This is a genomic window from Clostridium felsineum DSM 794 (genome assembly GCF_002006355.2).
GTDB classification, from domain to species: domain Bacteria; phylum Bacillota; class Clostridia; order Clostridiales; family Clostridiaceae; genus Clostridium_S; species Clostridium_S felsineum.
In genome coordinates, this window is sequence record NZ_CP096980.1 from 1,065,287 (window position 1) to 1,085,234 (window position 19,948).

23 protein-coding genes are annotated in these 19,948 nt (G+C 30.9%); 20 read left to right on the forward strand and 3 right to left on the reverse strand.

Annotated features, from left to right (window positions below):
* Positions 1–136 precede the first annotated feature (136 nt).
* Positions 137–1,708, forward strand: coding sequence for a transcription termination factor Rho (rho, locus tag CLFE_RS05125; RefSeq protein WP_077892497.1), 1,572 nt, complete (start codon positions 137–139; stop codon positions 1,706–1,708).
* Positions 1,709–1,872: 164 nt separating this feature from the next.
* On the opposite strand, the gene rpmE is transcribed toward rho, so the two are convergent.
* Positions 1,873–2,085: a 50S ribosomal protein L31 gene (rpmE, locus tag CLFE_RS05130; protein WP_077834482.1), complete on the reverse strand. Its 213-nt coding sequence runs from the start codon at positions 2,083–2,085 to the stop codon at positions 1,873–1,875.
* A gap of 181 nt (positions 2,086–2,266) precedes the next feature.
* Here rpmE and CLFE_RS05135 point away from each other — a divergent pair, with 181 nt between their 5' ends.
* The 9 genes from CLFE_RS05135 to upp all read left to right on the forward strand — a co-directional run bounded on the left by CLFE_RS05135 (position 2,267) and on the right by upp (position 9,145).
* Positions 2,267–2,866 (forward strand): thymidine kinase, encoded by a 600-nt coding sequence (locus CLFE_RS05135; RefSeq protein WP_077834483.1) that lies wholly within the window; start codon positions 2,267–2,269, stop codon positions 2,864–2,866.
* The gene (locus CLFE_RS05140; protein WP_077892498.1) at positions 2,859–3,812 is read left to right on the forward strand and encodes a DUF1385 domain-containing protein; all 954 of its coding nucleotides are present in this window, start codon (positions 2,859–2,861) and stop codon (positions 3,810–3,812) included. Before CLFE_RS05135 ends, CLFE_RS05140 begins: the two co-directional genes overlap by 8 nt.
* On the forward strand, positions 3,809–4,666 hold the full coding sequence (gene prmC / locus CLFE_RS05145) for a peptide chain release factor N(5)-glutamine methyltransferase (protein WP_077834485.1): 858 nt from the start codon (positions 3,809–3,811) through the stop codon (positions 4,664–4,666). Before CLFE_RS05140 ends, prmC begins: the two co-directional genes overlap by 4 nt.
* 80 nt (positions 4,667–4,746) lie before the next feature.
* The gene (prfA, locus tag CLFE_RS05150; protein ID WP_077892499.1) at positions 4,747–5,826 is read left to right on the forward strand and encodes a peptide chain release factor 1; all 1,080 of its coding nucleotides are present in this window, start codon (positions 4,747–4,749) and stop codon (positions 5,824–5,826) included.
* A 20-nt stretch (positions 5,827–5,846) separates the two neighbouring features.
* Complete coding sequence (locus CLFE_RS05155) at positions 5,847–6,425, forward strand: hypothetical protein (RefSeq protein ID WP_077834487.1); 579 nt, start codon at positions 5,847–5,849, stop codon at positions 6,423–6,425.
* A gap of 10 nt (positions 6,426–6,435) precedes the next feature.
* A complete protein-coding gene (locus tag CLFE_RS05160) occupies positions 6,436–7,491 on the forward strand; it encodes an L-threonylcarbamoyladenylate synthase (protein ID WP_077892500.1) in 1,056 nt (351 codons plus the stop codon).
* A gap of 58 nt (positions 7,492–7,549) precedes the next feature.
* Positions 7,550–8,002 (forward strand): low molecular weight protein arginine phosphatase, encoded by a 453-nt coding sequence (locus CLFE_RS05165; RefSeq protein WP_077892501.1) that lies wholly within the window; start codon positions 7,550–7,552, stop codon positions 8,000–8,002.
* Between the two features lie 55 nt (positions 8,003–8,057).
* The gene (gene rpiB / locus CLFE_RS05170) at positions 8,058–8,516 is read left to right on the forward strand and encodes a ribose 5-phosphate isomerase B (protein WP_077834490.1); all 459 of its coding nucleotides are present in this window, start codon (positions 8,058–8,060) and stop codon (positions 8,514–8,516) included.
* The gene (gene upp / locus CLFE_RS05175) at positions 8,516–9,145 is read left to right on the forward strand and encodes a uracil phosphoribosyltransferase (protein ID WP_077834491.1); all 630 of its coding nucleotides are present in this window, start codon (positions 8,516–8,518) and stop codon (positions 9,143–9,145) included. Before rpiB ends, upp begins: the two co-directional genes overlap by 1 nt.
* 38 nt (positions 9,146–9,183) lie before the next feature.
* Here upp and CLFE_RS05180 read toward each other — a convergent pair whose 3' ends face one another.
* Both CLFE_RS05180 and CLFE_RS05185 read right to left on the reverse strand, forming a co-directional pair.
* Complete coding sequence (locus tag CLFE_RS05180) at positions 9,184–9,990, reverse strand: metal ABC transporter permease (RefSeq protein ID WP_077834492.1); 807 nt, start codon at positions 9,988–9,990, stop codon at positions 9,184–9,186.
* Positions 9,983–10,651: a metal ABC transporter ATP-binding protein gene (locus CLFE_RS05185; RefSeq protein WP_077834493.1), complete on the reverse strand. Its 669-nt coding sequence runs from the start codon at positions 10,649–10,651 to the stop codon at positions 9,983–9,985. The genes CLFE_RS05180 and CLFE_RS05185 overlap by 8 nt, the downstream gene beginning before the upstream one ends.
* 329 nt (positions 10,652–10,980) lie before the next feature.
* Between CLFE_RS05185 and CLFE_RS05190 the strand changes: the two genes are divergently transcribed.
* From CLFE_RS05190 to atpA, 10 genes are all read left to right on the forward strand, one after another.
* Positions 10,981–11,469 carry a deoxycytidylate deaminase gene (locus CLFE_RS05190; protein WP_077834494.1) on the forward strand — a complete coding sequence of 163 codons (489 nt, stop codon included), beginning with the start codon at positions 10,981–10,983 and terminating at the stop codon, positions 11,467–11,469.
* A gap of 48 nt (positions 11,470–11,517) precedes the next feature.
* Positions 11,518–12,552: a glycosyltransferase family 4 protein gene (locus CLFE_RS05195; RefSeq protein ID WP_077834495.1), complete on the forward strand. Its 1,035-nt coding sequence runs from the start codon at positions 11,518–11,520 to the stop codon at positions 12,550–12,552.
* Positions 12,553–12,593: 41 nt separating this feature from the next.
* Positions 12,594–13,757: a non-hydrolyzing UDP-N-acetylglucosamine 2-epimerase gene (wecB, locus tag CLFE_RS05200; RefSeq protein ID WP_077834496.1), complete on the forward strand. Its 1,164-nt coding sequence runs from the start codon at positions 12,594–12,596 to the stop codon at positions 13,755–13,757.
* 586 nt (positions 13,758–14,343) lie between these two features.
* Positions 14,344–15,522, forward strand: a complete 1,179-nt coding sequence (locus CLFE_RS05205) for an acetyl-CoA C-acetyltransferase (RefSeq protein ID WP_077835762.1) — start codon at positions 14,344–14,346, stop codon at positions 15,520–15,522.
* Between the two features lie 408 nt (positions 15,523–15,930).
* A complete protein-coding gene (locus CLFE_RS05210) occupies positions 15,931–16,305 on the forward strand; it encodes a hypothetical protein (RefSeq protein WP_077892502.1) in 375 nt (124 codons plus the stop codon).
* A 5-nt stretch (positions 16,306–16,310) separates the two neighbouring features.
* Entirely contained in the window at positions 16,311–16,979 is a 669-nt protein-coding gene (locus CLFE_RS05215) for a F0F1 ATP synthase subunit A (protein WP_077835764.1), read from the forward strand.
* 88 nt (positions 16,980–17,067) lie between these two features.
* Positions 17,068–17,316, forward strand: coding sequence for an ATP synthase F0 subunit C (gene atpE, locus CLFE_RS05220; RefSeq protein WP_077835765.1), 249 nt, complete (start codon positions 17,068–17,070; stop codon positions 17,314–17,316).
* 53 nt (positions 17,317–17,369) lie between these two features.
* Positions 17,370–17,849: a F0F1 ATP synthase subunit B gene (locus CLFE_RS05225; RefSeq protein WP_077835766.1), complete on the forward strand. Its 480-nt coding sequence runs from the start codon at positions 17,370–17,372 to the stop codon at positions 17,847–17,849.
* A 2-nt stretch (positions 17,850–17,851) separates the two neighbouring features.
* Entirely contained in the window at positions 17,852–18,391 is a 540-nt protein-coding gene (locus CLFE_RS05230) for a F0F1 ATP synthase subunit delta (RefSeq protein ID WP_077892503.1), read from the forward strand.
* A gap of 10 nt (positions 18,392–18,401) precedes the next feature.
* A complete protein-coding gene (gene atpA, locus CLFE_RS05235; RefSeq protein WP_077892504.1) occupies positions 18,402–19,919 on the forward strand; it encodes a F0F1 ATP synthase subunit alpha in 1,518 nt (505 codons plus the stop codon).
* Positions 19,920–19,948 lie beyond the last annotated feature (29 nt).

The following is a 19,948-nucleotide window of genomic DNA, read 5'->3' on the forward strand; positions in this document are numbered from 1 at the left end:
AATATTAGATATAATGCGAAAATAATATTACATTTATATAGATGTAATTTGCTGTGTTTGTAAATTATATATTGAAAACGAGTAATTTAGGCTGCAAGTATATATACAGTATAAATTTATTGGAGGTGCTTACTGTTTGATTAATAATGACTTAAATGACCTAGAGAGTATGACAGTTACAGAGTTAAAAGAATTAGCAAAAGAACTTGGACTTAAAAATGTATCTAAATATAGAAAAAAAGATTTAATAGATGAAATAAATAAAAAGTCTCCAAATAGCATAGAAAAAGATGGTGTTATGCTTAAGGAAAATATAAAGCCTAAAAATGTTTTGGAGGAAAAAAGCAATACTGTAATGGAGAGCGGCAATAATAGCAATACAAATAATAGCAATACAAATAATAGTAACACAAATAATATCAATGCAAATAATGGCAATATAAACAATAGTAATGCAAATACAAATACAAATACAAATAACAATAATACTATGAACAATAATGCTAGAACTGGTGAAAGAGTACACAATAATAATAGATATGTACCAAAAGAAAACAAAAATGAAAGATTTAAAGAAATGGTAGATGAATCAGATTCGGCAAAAGGAGTACTTGAATTAGTAGAAAATAATAATTTTGGATTTTTAAGAGGTAAAAACTACCTAACTAGTCCAGAGGACATATATGTATCACCTTCACAAATAAGAAGATTTAATTTGAAAACGGGTGATGAAGTTCAAGGAAAAGTTAGAATACCTAAAGAGGGAGAAAAATTTAAAGCACTTTTATATGTTGAAAAGGTTAATGGTGAGAATCCGGAAAAATCAGTTAGAAGAGCGCCGTTTGAAAAATTAACTCCTATATATCCTAATGAAAGATTAAGCTTAGAAAAAAATAGTGAGGAACTTGCAACAAGGCTTATGGATTTAATAAGCCCTATAGGAAAAGGACAGAGAGGACTTATAGTAGCACCTCCGAAGGCTGGAAAAACAACTCTTCTTAAAAGTGTAGCTCAAAGTTTAGCTCAAAATCATCCTGAGACTAAGCTTATAGTAGTTTTAATTGATGAAAGACCGGAAGAAGTTACAGATATGCAAAGAAGCATAAAGGGAGAGGTAATATATTCTACTTTTGATGAAGAGCCAGAGCATCATACTAAAGTTGCATATATGGTTCTTGAAAGAGCAAAGAGAATGGTTGAACAAGGTCAGGATGTAGTAATACTTTTAGATAGTTTAACAAGGCTTGCAAGAGCTTATAACCTTACAATAACACCAACTGGTAGAACTCTTTCCGGAGGACTTGATCCAGGAGCTTTAATTATGCCTAAAAAGTTCTTTGGAGCAGCTAGAAATATAGAAGAGGGCGGAAGTCTTACAATACTAGCTACAGCATTAGTTGATACCGGAAGTAGAATGGATGATATGATTTTTGAAGAGTTTAAGGGAACCGGAAATATGGAAGTTCATCTTGATAGAAGACTTCAAGAGAGAAGAATCTTCCCAGCTATTGATATATATAAATCTGGAACTAGAAAAGAAAGTGAACTTTTAAATCATGATGAACTTGAGGCGGCATTTAAAATAAGAAGAGTTCTCTATGGTAGTAATAATAGTACACAAGACGTTACTGAAAAGCTTATTAATATGCTTAATGAGACTAAGAATAATATTGATATTGTAAATATTATAAATAAAGGAAAGTGGTAGGCAATATGCAAATGAAGTTTTAATGTTAAGCTTTATTTGCAATTTATTGTAGGATGCTCTATTGTTAAGTTAACTTTGGAAATCCTACAGTAATTTTTTTGTGCAAAAAAACAAAGAAACGAAAGTTATTATTTATAATTACCTCCGTTTCTCTAAACAATGATTTATTTGCCTTCAGACAAGTTGTATTTTTTTCTGAACTTCTCAACTCTTCCACCAACATCAACAATTTTTTGCTGTCCTGTAAAGAATGGATGACATTTTGAGCAAATATCAACTTTTAATTCTTTTTTAGTGGAACCTGTTGTGAAAGTATTTCCGCACGCACATTTAACAACTGCATCTTCAAAGTATTCTGGTTGTATATCCTTTTGCATTACATTCACCTCTTTACGTATCTACATTATCAACTATGATATTATAACATTTACAAATAGTTTAGTCAATAAATTTGTAGTAAGCACAATAAAGCACTTTAATTAATTCACTATATTTGATAGAATATATAGTAATGCAAAAATAATATGTTAAAAAATCCATGTAGGGGGATAATAGTTTATGTATAGACCAAAAGATCACGGATGGGTTGAAGTTATTGTTGGACCAATGTATAGTGGAAAATCAGAAGAGCTTATTAGAAGAATTAGAAGAGTTAAAATTGCAAAACAGAAGATCCAGGTTTTTAAGCCTGAAATAGATAACAGATATAGTAAGGAAGATGTAGTTTCGCACATGGGAGAAAAAGAAGAAGCGGTTGCAATTAGAAATAGTAGAGAAATAATAGAGCTTCTTTGTAAGGATACAGAAGTTATAGCAATAGATGAAGTACAATTTTTTGATGATGAGGTAGTGGAAATTGTTAACAATATTGCAGAGAAAGGCAAAAGAGTAATTTGTGCTGGTCTTGATATGGATTTTAGAGGAAAACCATTTGGACCAATGCCTGAACTTATGGCAATTGCTGAATTTGTGGATAAAATTCAAGCAATATGTGTGGTGTGTGGTAATCCTGCAACTAGAACCCAGAGACTTATTAATGGAGAACCAGCATGTTATAATGATCCTATAGTGCTTATAGGGGCTACAGAATCCTATGAAGCAAGATGCAGAAAGTGCCATGTTGTTCCCCAAAAAAGAGGTGTGATAGATAATGGGTAAAAAAGGAACGGTCGGAGGTCAAGCAGTTATAGAAGGCGTTATGATGCGCGGAACTAAAGGTATAGCAACAGCAGTTAGAACTTCAGACGGAAGTATTAGTGTGGAATTTAAGAATGTTATTCCGTATACTAAGAAAAACAAGTTTTTTGGTTTACCAATAATCAGGGGTTTTGTATCACTCATTGAATCTCTAGTTATAGGTATTAAAACTTTAAATTATTCAGCTTCATTTTTTGAAGAAACTTCAGAAGAAGATGAGAAACCTTCAAAATTTGATAAATTTGTAGAGAAAATTTTAGGAGATAAGGCTAATGACTTTCTTTTAATATTTTCACTTATGATATCTCTTGTGTTTGCGGTAGCTGTATTTTTTATACTTCCAACCTTTTTAGCAAATTTATTTTCAAAAGTTAATAGTAGTTCTATAGCTTTAAATTTTCTAGAAGGTATAATAAGAGTAGCTATATTTATAATTTATATATTTTTTATAGGAAAAATGAGTGATATTCAGAGAGTTTTTGAGTATCATGGAGCAGAACATAAAACAGTATTTTGTTATGAAGATGAGGATGAACTTACGCCTGAGAAGGCTTCAAAATATTCAAGATTTCATCCAAGGTGTGGTACAAACTTTCTGTTTTTAGTAATGATAGTAAGTATTATTATTTTTTCATTTACAAAATGGCACTCACTTCCAGAGAGAATTATATGGAGAATTATACTTCTTCCACTTGTTTCGGGAGTTACATATGAAATTATAAAATGGATGGGAAAAAGCGAAAGTAATATATCAAAATTATTATCTTATCCAGGACTTATGCTTCAACGTCTTACAACAAAAGAACCTTCAGAGGATCAACTTGAAGTTGCAATAAAGGCTTTAAAGGTTGCAGAAGGAATAGATTCTGAAGATGAAAAGTCTATAGAGGAGACAGAGGTTAAATGAAAATAAAAGAGGCACTTGTTAAAGCATATTCTATATTAAAGGAAAGCAATAAAGAATTTTATATGGAAGATAGTCAGATATTATTGACTCATGTTATTAAAAAGGATAAACTTTTTATAATTACCAATAGAGATTTTGAAATTGATGAGGATAAAGCAGAAGAATATTTTAGATATATAGATATGAGAAGAAAAAAAATGCCTCTTAGATATATAACAAAGCAGTGTGAATTTATGGGGCTGGATTTTCATATCGAAGAAGGTGTTCTGATACCAAGACCAGATACTGAAATATTGGTAGAAGAGGTTTTAAAATATATAGAATACAATAACTATAAAAAGGTATGCGATGTTTGTTCAGGAAGTGGAGCAATAGGTCTTTCTATAGCAAAGTATGCAAATAATGTAGAGGTGCTATGTACGGATATATCTAAAGATGCAATTAGAGTTAGTGAAATAAACCGTAAGAGTTTAGAGTTAGAAGATAGGGTAAAAATAGAAGAAGGAGATCTTTTGAGGAAGGTTATAGAAAGAGGAGAAAAGTTTGATGTTATAGTATCAAACCCACCTTATATAAGAGAGGATGAAATTCCTACTTTAATGGAAGACGTAAAAGAATATGAACCCAAAATTGCACTCTCAGGTGGAGAAGATGGACTTGAATTTTATAGGAAAATAACCTCAATGAGTAAAGAAATTCTAAAACCAGGTGGGCTCATTGCTTATGAAATAGGAAGTGATGAAGCAGACGAGGTTTTTCAGATATTAAAAAATGAAGGATTTATATCAGTAGAAAAGAGAAAGGATCTTGCAAAAATGGATAGAGTGGTTTTAGCTGTAAGAGGTGGATTGTAACTAACATTCTGAGTTTGATTATACGAAGTCTAGTGTGATATAATTTATTGTTGTGAAAATATAAATACGGAGTGATAATAATGTTAGAGAGACTTGAATTCATAGAAAGTAAATATGATGAATTATCTATAAAAATAAGTGACCCATCTGTTATGGCAAATCAAAACGAATGGCAAAAACTGTGTAAAGAACATTCAGAAGTTGAAACCATAGTTTTAAAATATAGAGAATACAAAAAAGCAAAGGAAGATCTTGAAGCAGACAAGGAAATGCTTAGAGATAAGATTGATGCTGAACTCAAAGAAATGGTAGAAGAAGAAATAAAAGAATTAGAAAAAAGTGTTGAGGATTATGAAGAAGAATTAAGGGTAATGCTTTTACCTAAAGATCCAAATGATAGTAAGAATGTATTTGTAGAAATAAGAGGTGGAACAGGTGGAGAAGAAGCTGCACTGTTTGCTGCTGACTTATTTAGAATGTATACGAGATATGCAGAAAGACAAGGCTGGCATGTTGAAGTTATGAGTGCTAATGAAACTGATATAGGTGGATTTAAAGAAGTTGTATTTATGATAAAAGGAAATGGAGCTTATAGCAGAATGAAGTATGAAAGCGGAACTCATAGAGTACAAAGAGTTCCAGATACAGAATCTAGTGGAAGAATACATACTTCAGCAGCTACGGTTGCAGTTCTTCCAGAGGTTGATGATGTTGATATAGAAATAAATCCAAATGATATTAGAGTAGATGTATTTAGAGCATCAGGACATGGTGGTCAGTGCGTAAATACTACAGATTCAGCTGTAAGAATAACACATATTCCTAGTGGTATAGTTGTATCTTGTCAAGATGAAAAAAGACAGCTAAAAAATAAAGAAAAAGCAATGAAGGTACTTAGAGCAAGACTTTATGAAAAGGCAGAAGCAGAGAGAAGTGCAGGAATTGCTGAAAATAGAAAAAATCAAGTAGGAAGTGGAGATAGAAGTGAGAGAATTAGGACTTACAATTTTCCACAAGGAAGAATAACAGATCATAGAATAGGACTTACAATATATAAGCTTGATCAGTTCTTAGATGGAGACATAGATGAAGTTATAAATGGACTTATAACCGCTGAACAAGCAGAAAAAATGAAAGAAATGGGAAATACAAAAGATTGATTTAATAGAAGGTGATTTTTGTGAATTTAGATAAAGCCATAAAAAAGCAGAATAGCTATGATAACTTGTTTATTCTTTTTATGTGCTTTATTTTTTGTGCGATGCCAGTAGTTTTAGTGCATTCACATGTGGCTAACATATTCTATATAATTTATTTAGTAGTAATTGAGCTACTTGTGGTACTTGCTATATTGGTTAGAATAAAAAATAATCATTTGAGTTTTGAATGTGATGGATTTAAAATAAGAATAAATGATGGATTATTTAAGAAAAACAATAATATTGTATGTGAAAAGGTAAGTTTAGTTCATGCTGAAAAAGATGGAAAAGATATGAGGATAATTCTTATAACTAAGTTTAGATTTAGGAATAAATATTTAAGAATTGTCGGAAAAAATTTCATGAAAAGATACCCTGATGTTTCTCGATATTATATGAAAATAAAAAAAATACATCCTGAGGATGATTACTATTATGTAATTATAAGAAATGGAGGATACAAAAAATATACTCTTTTAAATACTCTTTTTAAAGTATGTTTGGGAGCTAAATTTACAGATGAATCTATAGAACAACTTAAAAAGATTAAAGAAACCTGAGGTGTTTAATTTGTATACTAAAATAGTTAATTTAAATAAAGATGATATAGAGGCAGATAAGGCTTTGAAAGAAGCTGGGGAACTTATACAAAAAGGAAAATTGGTTGTTTTTCCAACAGAAACTGTTTATGGATTAGGAGCCAATGCAGAAGATGGAAAAGCAGTAACTAAAATCTTTGAAGCAAAGGGAAGACCACAGGATAATCCGTTGATAATTCATGTAGCTGATTTTGAAGATGTGGATAAATATGCCCAAAATATAAGTGAAAGTGCAAAAAGACTTATGCAAGAATTTTGGCCAGGACCTATGACTTTAATACTGGAGAAAAAGTCCATAATATCTGATGTAACAAGTGCAGGGTTAACCAGTGTAGGTGTAAGGATGCCATCTAGTAGAATTGCGAGAAAGCTTATAAGATATTCAGGTGTGCCAATAGCAGCGCCTTCAGCCAATATATCAGGAAGACCAAGTCCAACTGATATACAAAGATGCATAGAGGACTTAAATGGTAAAGTTGATTATATAATAGGAGGAGAAAATTGTGAATTTGGATTAGAGTCCACAATTATAGATTGTACAGTCAATCCGGTATGTATTTTAAGGCCAGGAGCAATTACCCTTGAAATGGTGAGAAAAGTGGAGAATAATGCCTACATAGATCCTGCTATTATGAAAAAAAGTACTACAGAGTTTAAGCCTAAAGCACCAGGAATGAAATACAAACACTATGCACCTAAGGCGGATGTAAAAATAATAAGCGGAGATTTGAAAAAAACTATTGAAAAAATTAATGAAATAGTGCAAAATTATATAGATGACAATAAAAAAGTTGGAATAATGGCGACTGATGAAACAAAAGATAAGTATAAGAATGCTTCTGTAATATCGCTAGGAAGTAGAAATGATATTTATACTATAGGGAAAAATTTGTTTGAGACCCTAAGAGAGTTTGATGACCAAAAAGTTGATGTTATACTTTCAGAAGCTTTTAGTGAAGAAGGTTTTGGAGTTGCTATTATGAATCGATTAAATAAGTCAGCTGGATTTGATATAATAAATGTTTAAGTTAATTAAAGAATAATAAGGAAGAACTTATTTTTCTAAAGAATTTGAGGAGGAGATTATGAAAATACTTTTTGTTTGTACTGGTAACACATGTAGAAGTTGTATGGCAGAAGCTATATTTAATAGTATGTGTAATATTAAAGGTATAGAAGCTTTTTCAGCAGGTGCATCTGTTATTGCCGAAAGTAGAACATCCTTAAATTCAGCTAGTGTAGTTAAAGAAAATCTTAATGTGGATATATCAGGCAGAAAAGCTGTACAATTGACTCCTTTTTTAGTTGATACTTGTGATTTGGTTTTAACAATGACATCATATTTAAGTGATATGCTTAGAAGTCATATGGAGAAAAGTGCAAATAAGATATATTCATTGAGTGAGTATATAGAGTTAGAGGGAGATGTAACTGATCCTTATGGCAAAAGCGTAGAAGTTTATAGGCAAACTTATAGAGATCTTGAAAAGAGATTAGAAATGCTTATTAAAAAATTAAATGAAGATAGAAGTATTTAATTAATATACTCTTATCTTCTTTTTTTGCGATTATGTATTAAGTGGAGGTGTTTTTATGAAAATAGCAATAGGTAGTGATCATGCAGGATTTTCATTAAAAAAGGAAGTTATAAAACATTTAGAAGGTAAAAACATTGAAGTTAAGGATTTTGGCACTTTTAGTGAAGATTCATGTGATTACCCAGATTATGCATTAAAGGTAGCAGAAGAAGTTGCTCAAAATAATTTTGAGTTTGGAATACTTATTTGTGGAACAGGTATAGGAATAAGTATTTCAGCCAATAAAGTACCAGGAATAAGAGCAGCTGTATGTTCAGATACATTCTGTGCTCATGCATCAAGAGAACACAATAATGCAAATATACTTGCAATGGGCGAAAGAGTTGTAGGAACAGGCTTAGCGCTTGATATTGTAGATACCTTCTTGAATTCAAAATTTGAAGGTGATAGACACCAAAGAAGGATAGATAAGATTACAGGAATAGAGAAAAAATTTAATGGAGGAATGAAATAATGAGTAAAGTAACACAAATATCACATCCGCTTATACTACACAAATTAGCATTTATGAGAAATAAAAATACAGGTTCTAAGGATTTTAGAGAGATGGTAGAAGAAGTTGCTATGCTTATGGCATATGAAGTAACAAGAGAAATGCAACTTGAGACTGTTGAAATAGAAACTCCTATATGCACTACTAAATGTAAGATGCTTGCAGGAAAAAAAGTTGCTATAGTTCCTATACTTAGAGCAGGACTTGGAATGGTTAATGGAGTATTAAAATTAATACCAGCAGCTAAGGTTGGTCATATAGGTTTATATAGAGATGAAGAAACATTAAAGCCAGTAGAATACTTCTGTAAGCTTCCTCAAGATATAGAAGAAAGAGATATAATTGTAACTGATCCTATGCTTGCAACAGGTGGTTCAGCAATTGATGCTATAGCACTCCTTAAGAAAAGAGGAGCAAAATACATAAGATTGATGTGTCTTATAGGAGCACCAGAAGGTATAGCTGCAGTACAAGAAGCACATCCAGATGTTGATATTTACCTTGCATCTATTGATGAAAGATTAGATGAAAACGGATATATAATTCCTGGTCTAGGTGATGCAGGAGATAGATTATTTGGTACAAAATAAAATGAAAAAAGTGTTGAATTAATTTTCAACACTTTTTTTTATTCTATTCTAGCAATTCTTCTAATTATAATGGCAATTATTAAAGTAAATACAGATGTTAGTGCAACTGTTCCACCAGGAGCACAGTTTAAGTAATAAGAGCTAAATAAGCCCACTAACACATCTATAAAGCTAAAGAGTATAGAATATAGTAGAGTTGCCTTAAAACCTTTTTTAAATTGCATAGCAGCCGCAACAGGAACTGCTAAAAGAGAAGATACTACTAATATTCCTGTTATTTGTATTGAAATAGAGATAACAAAACCAACTACAAGAGAGAATACATAGTTCAAGAGTTTTGTATTGATTCCTGAAATTTTAGCTCCGTCCTCATCAAAGGTTGTATATAAAAATTTGTTATAGAACAAAATTATGGTTAATATTGATATTACGCTTATTATAGAAATTAATACTATATCACCTTTTGTAACTGTTAAAATACTTCCAAAAAGAAAAGATTCTATATTTCCGCTAGCTCTTCCGCTTGTAGTCAAGGTTATAGCAATTCCAACAGATAGAGTTAAAATAATTGGAAGAACTAAATCTGAATATTGTTTAAATGAATTTCTAAGAAGTTCGATTAAAAGGGCACACATTGATACAAAAATAAAAGTAGTTACAAGAGGGCTAACCCCAATAAAAATTCCTAAAGCCACACCAGCAAAAGAAGCATGTGATAATGCATCACCCACCATAGAATGTCTTTTAAGAACTAAGAAGATGCCTATGAGAGGACATAAGATTGCAATCATTATTGAAGCAATTAAAGCATTTTGCATAAAACTTAGATGAAATAATTCAATCATTATTTACAACCTCCATGTTATTTCTTAGAAATTCGTTAATATTTAAAAGAGAACCAGTTTCCGCATGAAAATTTAAAATATGAGTTGAATTTGAATACGCGGCCTTTAGATTATGTTCTACGCATATTATTGTTACGTTATTTTCTTTATTTATTTTTTTAAGGAAGCCATAGATTTCTTTTTGGCTCTTTACATCTACTCCAGTTGAAGGTTCATCTAGAATTAAAAGTTCTGGATTTCCGATTAAAGATCTAGCTATAAAAATTTTTTGCTTTTGACCTCCAGATAATGAACCAATAAGGTTCTTTTGAAAGTTTTCCATTCCTAAAAGTTTAAGAGATTTAATAACTGTACTTTCAGGACTTTTAAGTTTAAGAGATTTTGCATGACATAGGAGAAGTTCACGTACAGTTATTGGAAAAGCAAAATTAAAATTTTCAGTACTTTGAGGCACATATCCTATTTTATTAGTAGATATTGTTATGTTGCCTTTTACAGGTTTTAAAAGACCTAAAATGAGTTTTATTAAAGTACTTTTTCCAGTGCCGTTTTGCCCTAATATTGAAGTATAGGAACCATTTTTTATATGTAAATTTAAGTCGTCTATTACATAATTAGAATCTTTGCTATAAGAAAAATAAAGATTTTTAATTGATATCATTTATAAAATCACTCCTATTTTAAGGATATAAAATTTCTGTTAATTATCTACAACAATATATTATAAGCATAATGCAAATCATTTGCAAGTATAACATGAAAATAACTAAGTTGAAATTTAGTTATATAAAGAATTTAAGTAAAAGGTGATTGTAATCCAATATTTTCTGAAAACATATAAAATACAAGTTTAGTGTTCAAAATTAACTAAAATTTTATAAAAAGATTTAATTAATGGGTGCATTTTTTAATATTTTAAACTATAATTAGAAATGGTTGTATTAAGAATTAAATCAATTAAGCTTTTAGTTAAAATAAGGGAGAAGTATTATGGAGAGACGAGATAAAAATAATTATTATTTAGATATAGCAGAAACAGTACTTGAAAGAGGAACATGCCTTAGAAGAGATTTTGGAGCTATAATAGTAAAGAATGATGAAATAATATCTACAGGTTATACGGGAGCACCTCGTGGAAGAAAAAATTGTAGTGATATTGGTGTATGTATAAGAAAGAAGCTTAATGTAAAAAGAGGGACTCATTATGAATTATGTAGGTCAGTTCATGCTGAAGCAAATGCTATAATAAGTGCTGCAAGAAATGAGATGATAGGTAGTACGCTTTATCTTGTGGGAAAAAATGCTGAGTCGCATGAGTATGTAGAAAAAGCATTTCCATGTTCTATGTGTAAAAGACTGATTCTAAATTCAGGCATAGAAAAAATTGTGATAAGAGATGATGAAAAAAATTTTAGAGAAATAGAAATAAAAGATTGGATTGAGGATGATGATTCACTTAGGGGTGAAATAGAGTATTAGTACATAGTTAAAAAATTTCATTTAGCAATAGAAAAAAGGAAGGTAAATATGGAGAAAAAGTACATCATGTTTATTGTAGCAGTGGTCATTTCGTTTTTGGCTACACCGCTTGTGAGAAAATTTGCAATTCATATAAAAGCCATAGATATACCTAAAGATAAAAGAAGAGTTCATAAAAAGCCTATACCTAAAATAGGTGGTCTTGCGATATATTTATCCTTTGTAATAGTGTTGATACTAAAAAAAGGTCCTTTAGATAGGGCAGAACTGGGAATAATATTTGGTGGTGGAATAATAGTTATCGGAGGCTTTATTGATGATTTGAAATGTTTAAGACCCATATATAAAGTATTATTTCAACTTTGTGGTGCATTTGTTTTGATTGGATTTGGTCTTAGGGTATCGATGATAACAAATCCTATTAGCAATTCTTTTTCGTACATACCGATAAATAATTTTTTGGGGATAGCAATAACTATTATATGGATAATTGGCGTTACAAATGCATTTAATTTAATAGATGGACTAGATGGTTTGTCAGCAGGTGTTGGAGTTATTTCAAGTATTACTATAGCGATAGTTGCATTTTTAAACGGGCCTAGTAGAATTGAAGCGGAAATATTATCAGTAATATTAGCTGGATCTATATTAGGATTTTTACCATATAATTTTAATCCGGCATCAATTTTCATGGGAGATACAGGAGCTCAATTTCTTGGTTTTGCTTTAGCTGCTATATCTATTCAAGGAGCTATAAAGTCTGCCTCTGCTGTTGTTTTGGCAGTTCCAATATTGGTTCTTGGACTACCGATTTATGATACTATATTTGCAATAATAAGGAGAAAAATAAATGGAAAGCCGATAATGCAGGCTGATAGGGGGCATTTGCATCATAGACTACTTGATATGGGATTAAATCAAAAACAAGCAGTTTTAATAATGTATTTTATAAGTGCAATAATGGGACTTATAGCAGTAATAGCAATGCAACTTACTAATACTAAAGCCTATGTTATTTTTGCAGGAGCCGTTGTATGTGTAGTTGGTTTAGCATGGAAATTTGGATTATTTAAACATAAATAAAGTAATGTGTAAGAGTTGTATTAGCTCGAGGAGGTTGTTTTATGGAAAAGATAAAAGTAGTAAGTATATTTGGCACCAGGCCGGAAGCAATAAAAATGGCGCCATTAGTAAGAAAATTAAATCAAAATGAAAATGTTGAATCAAAAGTATGCGTTACAGCACAACATAGGCAAATGTTAGATCAAGTACTTAATTTATTTGATATAAATCCGGATTTTGATTTGAATATAATGAAAACAAAACAGAGTCTTACAGGTATAACAGCAAGAGTTTTAGAGGGATTAGATAAGATTTTTACTGAAGAAAAGCCAGATATTGTTCTTGTACATGGAGATACAACAACAACCTTTGCTGCGGCATTAGCGGCATTTTATAAGAAAATAGCAGTAGGACATGTTGAAGCAGGTCTTAGAACATTTAATAAATATTTTCCGTTTCCAGAAGAAATGAATAGAAAACTTACAGGGGCAGTTGCAGATTTACATTTTGCGCCAACTGCTGGTTCAAGAGGAAATCTTTTAAGAGAAGCTGTTGCTGAAGAAAATATATTTATTACAGGAAATACAGTTGTAGATGCTATGAATCATACAGTAGAAGAGGACTATGTATTTGAAAATGAAGAACTTAATAATTTAGATTATAAAAATAAAAAGGTTATAATGGTAACAGCTCATAGGCGTGAGAACTGGGGAAAAGGAATAGAAAATATATGTACAGCATTGAGAAGAATTGTAGAAGAAAATGATGATGTTGAACTTGTATATTTAGTGCATTTAAATCCAATAGTTAAAGATGTTGTATTTAAAAATTTAAATGGAATGAGGGGAGTTCATTTACTTTCTCCACTTGATACAAAAGAAACTCATAATCTTATGAATAAATGTTTTATGGTTATGACAGATTCAGGTGGACTTCAAGAAGAAGCTCCACATTTAGGAAAACCTGTACTTGTTTTACGTGATGTAACTGAAAGACCAGAAGCAGTAGAAGCTGGAACTGTAAAATTAGTAGGAACTGATGTTAAAAAAATAGTAGATGAAACTTATAAGATAATGAAAAATCAAGATGAATACGAAAGAATGAGTAAGGCTATAAATCCATATGGTGATGGAAAAGCATCTGAAAGAATAGTTGATGCCATATTGTATCACTTTGGAAAATTAAAAAGTAGACCAGATGAATTTTCGCCAAAAAATAATATTTAGATGTAGTTATATAATGTGAAAACACTAAAACATTGAGCCACATAAAAGATTCTAGGGTCAGCCGCTTAGACAGGAATATTTTATAATTGTAGTGAGAGAGTTAAGGGATAGTTATATAATGCGAAAACACTAAAATATTGAGCCACATAAAAGATTCTAGGGTCGAACCAATTAGGCGGGAATATTTTATAATTGTAGTGAGAGAGTTAAGGGATAGTTATATAATGCGAAAACACTAAAATATTGAGCCACATAAAAGATTCTAGGGTCGAACCAATTAGGCAGGAATATTTTATGTGGCTCAATGTAAGTGTTTTATGTATTATATATAGTTAAAATATAAACTTATGAATTTTTGTTGAGAGCCCATTTTAGGTTGCAACGACATGTTCATAAGTTTATTTTTTGTTAAAAATTATTAAAGTTTGTGTTTTTTTTAACAAAATATATTGATAAAAATAATAATAGTGGGTATAATTAAGTTGTTAGAGAAAACGTATAAATTAGGTATAAACTATGGGATTTATGAAATGCATTAAATTGGTTTATCATTACCCCGTAATTAAAATTTAGGAGGTTAGGTATAATGAAAGAAGTTGTAATAGCTAGTGCAGTAAGAACAGCGATTGGATCTTATGGAAAGGGTCTTAAGGATGTACCAGCAGTAGATTTGGGAGCTATAGCCATAAAGGAAGCTGTTAAAAAAGCAGGAATAAAGCCAGAAGATGTTAATGAAGTTATTTTAGGTAATGTTCTTCAAGCAGGATTAGGACAGAATCCAGCAAGACAGGCATCGTTTAAAGCAGGTTTACCAGTTGAAATTCCAGCATTGACAGTAAATAAAGTTTGTGGATCAGGACTTAGAACAGTTAGCTTGGCAGCACAAATTATAAAAGCAGGAGATGCAGATGTAATAATAGCAGGTGGTATGGAAAACATGTCTAGAGCTCCTTTTTTAGCAAACAATGCTAGATGGGGATATAGAATGGGAGACGCTAAATTCATTGATGAAATGATCACTGATGGATTATGGGATGCATTTAATGATTATCACATGGGAATTACAGCTGAAAATATAGCAGAGAGATGGAATATTTCAAGAGAAGAACAAGATGAATTTGCACTTGCTTCACAAAAGAAAGCTGAAGAAGCTATAAAAACAGGTCAATTTAAAGATGAAATAGTTCCAGTAGTAATAAAAACAAGAAAAGGTGACGTTGTATTTGATACAGATGAACATCCTAGATTCGGCTCAACTATAGAAGGACTTGCAAAATTAAAACCTGCATTTAAGAAAGATGGAACAGTTACTGCAGGTAATGCTTCAGGATTAAATGATTGTGCAGCAGTACTTGTAATTATGAGTGCAGATAAAGCAAAAGAGCTTGGAGTAAAACCACTTGCTAAAATTGTTTCTTATGGTTCAGCAGGAGTTGACCCAGCAATAATGGGATATGGACCTTTTTATGCAACAAAAGGAGCTATTGAAAAAGCAGGTTGGACAGTTGATGAATTAGATTTAATAGAATCAAATGAAGCTTTTGCAGCTCAAAGTTTAGCAGTAGCAAAAGACTTGAAATTTGATATGAATAAAGTAAATGTAAATGGTGGAGCTATTGCACTCGGACATCCAATTGGAGCATCTGGTGCAAGAATACTTGTTACGCTTGTTCACGCTATGCAAAAAAGAGATGCTAAAAAAGGTTTGGCAACTTTATGTATAGGTGGAGGACAAGGAACTGCAATATTACTTGAAAGATGCTAGTAAATATTGTTAAAAATAACTCTATAGAACGAAAAAGTTCTATAGAGTTATTTTTTAAAAAAAATCTCTAAATTTTTGTATAAAAAATGTGACAATAATGAAAACTTTAAATTATAAGGTTATTTTATATATAAAAAATAGAGGCAGATAATTGTGTTGAAAATTGCATAATATTCGAAAAAAAAGTATAAATTTATAATATTCAGTCATTTGAATAAAGAAGAACTTAATGCAATACTTGGAGCAAAATTGATTTATAATTACTATAGCGACAAGAAATGGGTTTAAAACGTTTGCAAACATGAAAAAAGGGTGAATATTATTAAAAAAATCTTAAAACGGAGTTTTATTTATAAAAATTTAAGATATATAATTTAAATATCGTGTTAATATAGTGGAGGAAGTAATTTGGATTTTGATGTTAAAAGAATGTTAAAGTTGGTAACAATTTGTGATGCAATTATCGCTGCAATAATTTTCGTAGTTCTTCTATTTATTACCAACTATATGTTTTCAATTGTAATGACGTTAGGGGTCTTTACAGCAGCTTTGAATTTTTATCTAAGTACTGTAACTGCTAATTTTGTTTTGATTAAAAAGAAAGGAACTAAGTCACTTATACTTTTAAGTTCAATTTTTAGAGTAATACTTGTTGGTATTATAAGTATTGTTCTATGTATAATATATAAATATTATCTAATTGCCTATATAGGTGGTTATAGTGCTCATTTTATAGCACTCACTATTTATGGGCTATTATTAAAAAGCAATGGAAGGAAGTGATTTAAATGGATCTAGGGTCAAAAACAATGTTTGCTCTGAAATTTGGGGGATTTAATATTGCTATAAAACAATCTGTAGTAGTACAATGGATTATAATGTTAATTATATTAGTGTTGACATTAGCGCTTACTAGCAATTTAAAGAAGATTCCAAACAAAAAGCAAAGTGTAGTGGAAATGATTGTTAATTTAATAAATGGATTAGTAAAAGAAAACATGGGAGACAAATTCATGAACTTTGTTCCAATTATTGGTTCCATGGCAGTATTTATACTTTTCTTAAATTTAACAGGACTAGTAGGTGTTGAACCAGTAACAAAGGATATTAGTGTTACAGCAGGTTTTGCAATAGTAAGTGCTTTCTTAATAAATGCAACCGTAATAAAAAGAACTGGTATTGGTGGTTATTTAAAATCAATTTTTGGTGAAGGACCAATAATGGCTCCTATGAATATACTAGAAAAATTCACAGTACCAATATCATTATGTTTGCGTTTATTTATTAATATGCTTGTTGGTGCTATAGTTATATCTTTAGTTTATGCAACACCAGCTAAATTGATAATTCCAATACCGCTTCATGGTTTCTTTGATATGTTTGATGGTGTTCTTCAAGCTTATGTATTCATACTGTTAACTATGATATTTACTAAATTAGGTATGGGACATGAATAGGTATGTGTTATTAAGATAATAATAAGCTGCATCAAAATTGATGTTAGTTATTATATACTAAAATTTAAACTTTTAAGGAGGAAATGATATGAATATTGATTCTACTACTTTTTTACATGGAATGAATGCTATTGGTGCAGGTTTAGCAGCAATTGGATGTATTGGTGGAGGTGTCGGTATAGGTTCAGTTACAGGTAAGGCTGTTGAAGCTATTGGAAGGCAACCAGAATCTGCATCAAAAGTTATGCCTACAATGATAATGGGTTTAGCATTTGCTGAAGTTACATCATTATATGCTTTATTTGTTGCTATAATGTTATTATTCGTTATAAGATAAATAATGGGTTTATTTTTAATAAAGACTAAGCCTGGAGGGAGGCTTCTAAGTATATGGAATTTAGTATAAGTACGATAGTATTTACAATAGTAAACTTTATAATCCTTATGTTGATACTAAAACACTTTTTATTTGATAAAGTAAATAAAGTTATTGATGATAGGAATAGTGAAGTTGCATTGACAATAAAAAATGCTGATGATCAAAATGAAGAAGCTAAGCGTTTAAAAGTTAAATGCGAAAAGAACCTAGAAGATTCAAAACTTCAAGGTAAAACAATTGTAGAAAACTACAAAGTAAAGGCTGAAAAAGTTTCGGATGAAATAACAGAAGAAGCTAAAAATGAAGCTCAGAACATTTTAGAAAGAGCTAAGAGGGAAACCCAAAGAGAGAAAGAGAAAGCAGAAGATGAAATTAAAAATCAAGTTGTTGAACTTGCAGTATTAATATCATCAAAAGCTCTTGAAAATTCCATAAATGAAGTAGAACATAGGAAACTCATAGAAGATTTTGTATCTAAGGTAGGTATTTAATTATGTATGAGTATTTGGATAGAAGATATGCACTTGCTTTATATGAAGTAGGTGAAGAGAGACAAAAATTAGAGGAGTATATTAACGATTTTAATGATATTGTTGGTTTACTTAAAACAAACCAAGATGTGATTCAAGTTGTTAATCATCCACAAGTAAGTACTTCTGAAAAAAAGAAAATATTTATGGAAATCTTTAAGGGAAAAATTGATGAGAAGTTACTTAACTTTTTGTTACTTCTTATTGAAAAAAAGAGAATTCATGATGCTGAGGGGATTTTATCTCAGTTAAATATAATTTCTCTTGAGAAACACAATAAAGTTATTGCAGACGTTAAAACTGTAATACCACTTACTGAAGGTGAAAAGACAACTCTTACAAGTAAACTTTCAGCTAAATATAACAAAACAGTTATATTGAAAGAAATAATAGATAAAAGTATTATTGGTGGAGTTTATGTAAGAGTTGGTGACGATGTAATTGATGGAACTGTTAAATTTAAATTAGATAGCATGAAAAAATTAATGCTTAAAAAAGGATAGAGGTGAGCCTATGAACATAAAACCTGAAGAGATAACTTCAATAATAAAAAGTCAAATTGAAGGATACGAAAATAAATTAGAAACAGTAGATTCAGGTACTATAATAGAAATAGGTGATGGTATCGCTAGAATATATGGTTTAAAAAATTGTATGGCTGGCGAACTTCTTGAGTTTCCAAACGATGTATATGGAATGGCTCTAAACCTTGAACAAGACAATGTTGGATGTGTTTTACTTGGTTCAGAAGAAGGAATCAAGGAAGGTGACATTGTTAAGAGTACAGGAAAAGTTGTTGAAGTGCCTGTTGGTGAAGCAATGCTTGGAAGAGTTGTAAATGCTCTTGGTCAACCAATAGATGGTAAAGGACCAATAAAAGCTGAAGATTCAAAACCAGTAGATATAAAAGCTACAGGAGTTATTGATAGACAGTCAGTTAATCAACCACTTCAAACAGGATTAAAAGCCATAGACTCAATGATACCTATTGGAAAAGGACAAAGAGAACTTATTATAGGAGATAGACAGACAGGTAAAACTGCAATAGCTATCGATACTATATTAAATCAAAAGGGAAAAGACGTAATTTGTATATATGTTGCTATAGGTCAAAAGCAATCTACAGTAGCGCATATAGTTAATACATTTGAAGAAATGGGAGCTATGGATTACAGCATAGTTGTAGCAGCAAGTGCTTCAGATTCAGCACCACTTCAATATTTATCACCATATTCAGGAGTAACAATTGCCGAAAACTTTATGTTTAAAGGAAAAGATGTACTTATTGTATATGATGATCTTTCAAAGCACGCTGTTGCTTATAGAACTATGTCATTACTTTTACGTAGACCACCAGGCAGAGAAGCATATCCTGGAGACGTATTCTATTTACATTCAAGACTTCTTGAAAGAGCTGCTAAGCTTTCAGATAAACTTGGAGGAGGTTCAATAACAGCACTTCCTATAATAGAGACTCTTGCAGGTGATGTTGCTGGTTACATACCAACAAATGTTATTTCAATCACAGATGGTCAAATATTCCTTGAATCAGAATTGTTCTATGCAGGACAGAGACCAGCTGTTAACTCAGGTATTTCGGTATCAAGAGTTGGTGGTAGTGCTCAAATTAAAGCAATGAAGAAGCTTTCGGGAACTTTAAGACTTGAGCTTGCACAATATAGAGAACTTGCAGCATTTGCTCAGTTCGGTTCTGATCTTGATAAAGAATCTAAAAAGAGACTTGAAAAAGGTAAGAGACTTACAGAGTTAATGAAACAACCGCAATATAAACCAATGCCAGTTGAAAAGCAGGTAATGATATTATTTGCAGTTGTAAATGAATATGTAATGGATATTGAGGTTTCAAAACTTAATGCATTTGAAAGTGGATTATTTGAATATATCGATGCTCATTATAGAGATTTAGGTAAACAAATAGTTGAAAAGAAAGAATTAACTGACGAAATAAGCAGTGAACTTACTAAAGCTATTAATGAATATAAAAAGATATTTTTAGCAGAGGAACAGTAGTTATTGACTTTCCTATGCAGGAGGTGAAG

Bases quoted from the DNA above. Each gene is read 5' to 3' on its own strand.
- CLFE_RS05205 (WP_077835762.1), top strand. From the start codon at position 14,344: ATGAAAGAAGTTGTAATAGCTAGTGCAGTAAGAACAGCGATTGGATCT.
- upp (WP_077834491.1), top strand. From the start codon at position 8,516: ATGAGTAAAGTAACACAAATATCACATCCGCTTATACTACACAAATTA.
- CLFE_RS05225 (WP_077835766.1), top strand. From the start codon at position 17,370: ATGGAATTTAGTATAAGTACGATAGTATTTACAATAGTAAACTTTATA.
- wecB (WP_077834496.1), top strand. From the start codon at position 12,594: ATGGAAAAGATAAAAGTAGTAAGTATATTTGGCACCAGGCCGGAAGCA.
- atpA (WP_077892504.1), top strand. From the start codon at position 18,402: ATGAACATAAAACCTGAAGAGATAACTTCAATAATAAAAAGTCAAATT.
- prfA (WP_077892499.1), top strand. From the start codon at position 4,747: ATGTTAGAGAGACTTGAATTCATAGAAAGTAAATATGATGAATTATCT.
- CLFE_RS05215 (WP_077835764.1), top strand. From the start codon at position 16,311: ATGGATCTAGGGTCAAAAACAATGTTTGCTCTGAAATTTGGGGGATTT.
- atpE (WP_077835765.1), top strand. From the start codon at position 17,068: ATGAATATTGATTCTACTACTTTTTTACATGGAATGAATGCTATTGGT.
- CLFE_RS05195 (WP_077834495.1), top strand. From the start codon at position 11,518: ATGGAGAAAAAGTACATCATGTTTATTGTAGCAGTGGTCATTTCGTTT.
- CLFE_RS05190 (WP_077834494.1), top strand. From the start codon at position 10,981: ATGGAGAGACGAGATAAAAATAATTATTATTTAGATATAGCAGAAACA.
- prmC (WP_077834485.1), top strand. From the start codon at position 3,809: ATGAAAATAAAAGAGGCACTTGTTAAAGCATATTCTATATTAAAGGAA.
- rpmE (WP_077834482.1), bottom strand. From the start codon at position 2,085: ATGCAAAAGGATATACAACCAGAATACTTTGAAGATGCAGTTGTTAAA.
- CLFE_RS05180 (WP_077834492.1), bottom strand. From the start codon at position 9,990: ATGATTGAATTATTTCATCTAAGTTTTATGCAAAATGCTTTAATTGCT.
- rpiB (WP_077834490.1), top strand. From the start codon at position 8,058: ATGAAAATAGCAATAGGTAGTGATCATGCAGGATTTTCATTAAAAAAG.
- CLFE_RS05165 (WP_077892501.1), top strand. From the start codon at position 7,550: ATGAAAATACTTTTTGTTTGTACTGGTAACACATGTAGAAGTTGTATG.
- CLFE_RS05135 (WP_077834483.1), top strand. From the start codon at position 2,267: ATGTATAGACCAAAAGATCACGGATGGGTTGAAGTTATTGTTGGACCA.
- CLFE_RS05230 (WP_077892503.1), top strand. From the start codon at position 17,852: ATGTATGAGTATTTGGATAGAAGATATGCACTTGCTTTATATGAAGTA.
- CLFE_RS05185 (WP_077834493.1), bottom strand. From the start codon at position 10,651: ATGATATCAATTAAAAATCTTTATTTTTCTTATAGCAAAGATTCTAAT.
- CLFE_RS05140 (WP_077892498.1), top strand. From the start codon at position 2,859: ATGGGTAAAAAAGGAACGGTCGGAGGTCAAGCAGTTATAGAAGGCGTT.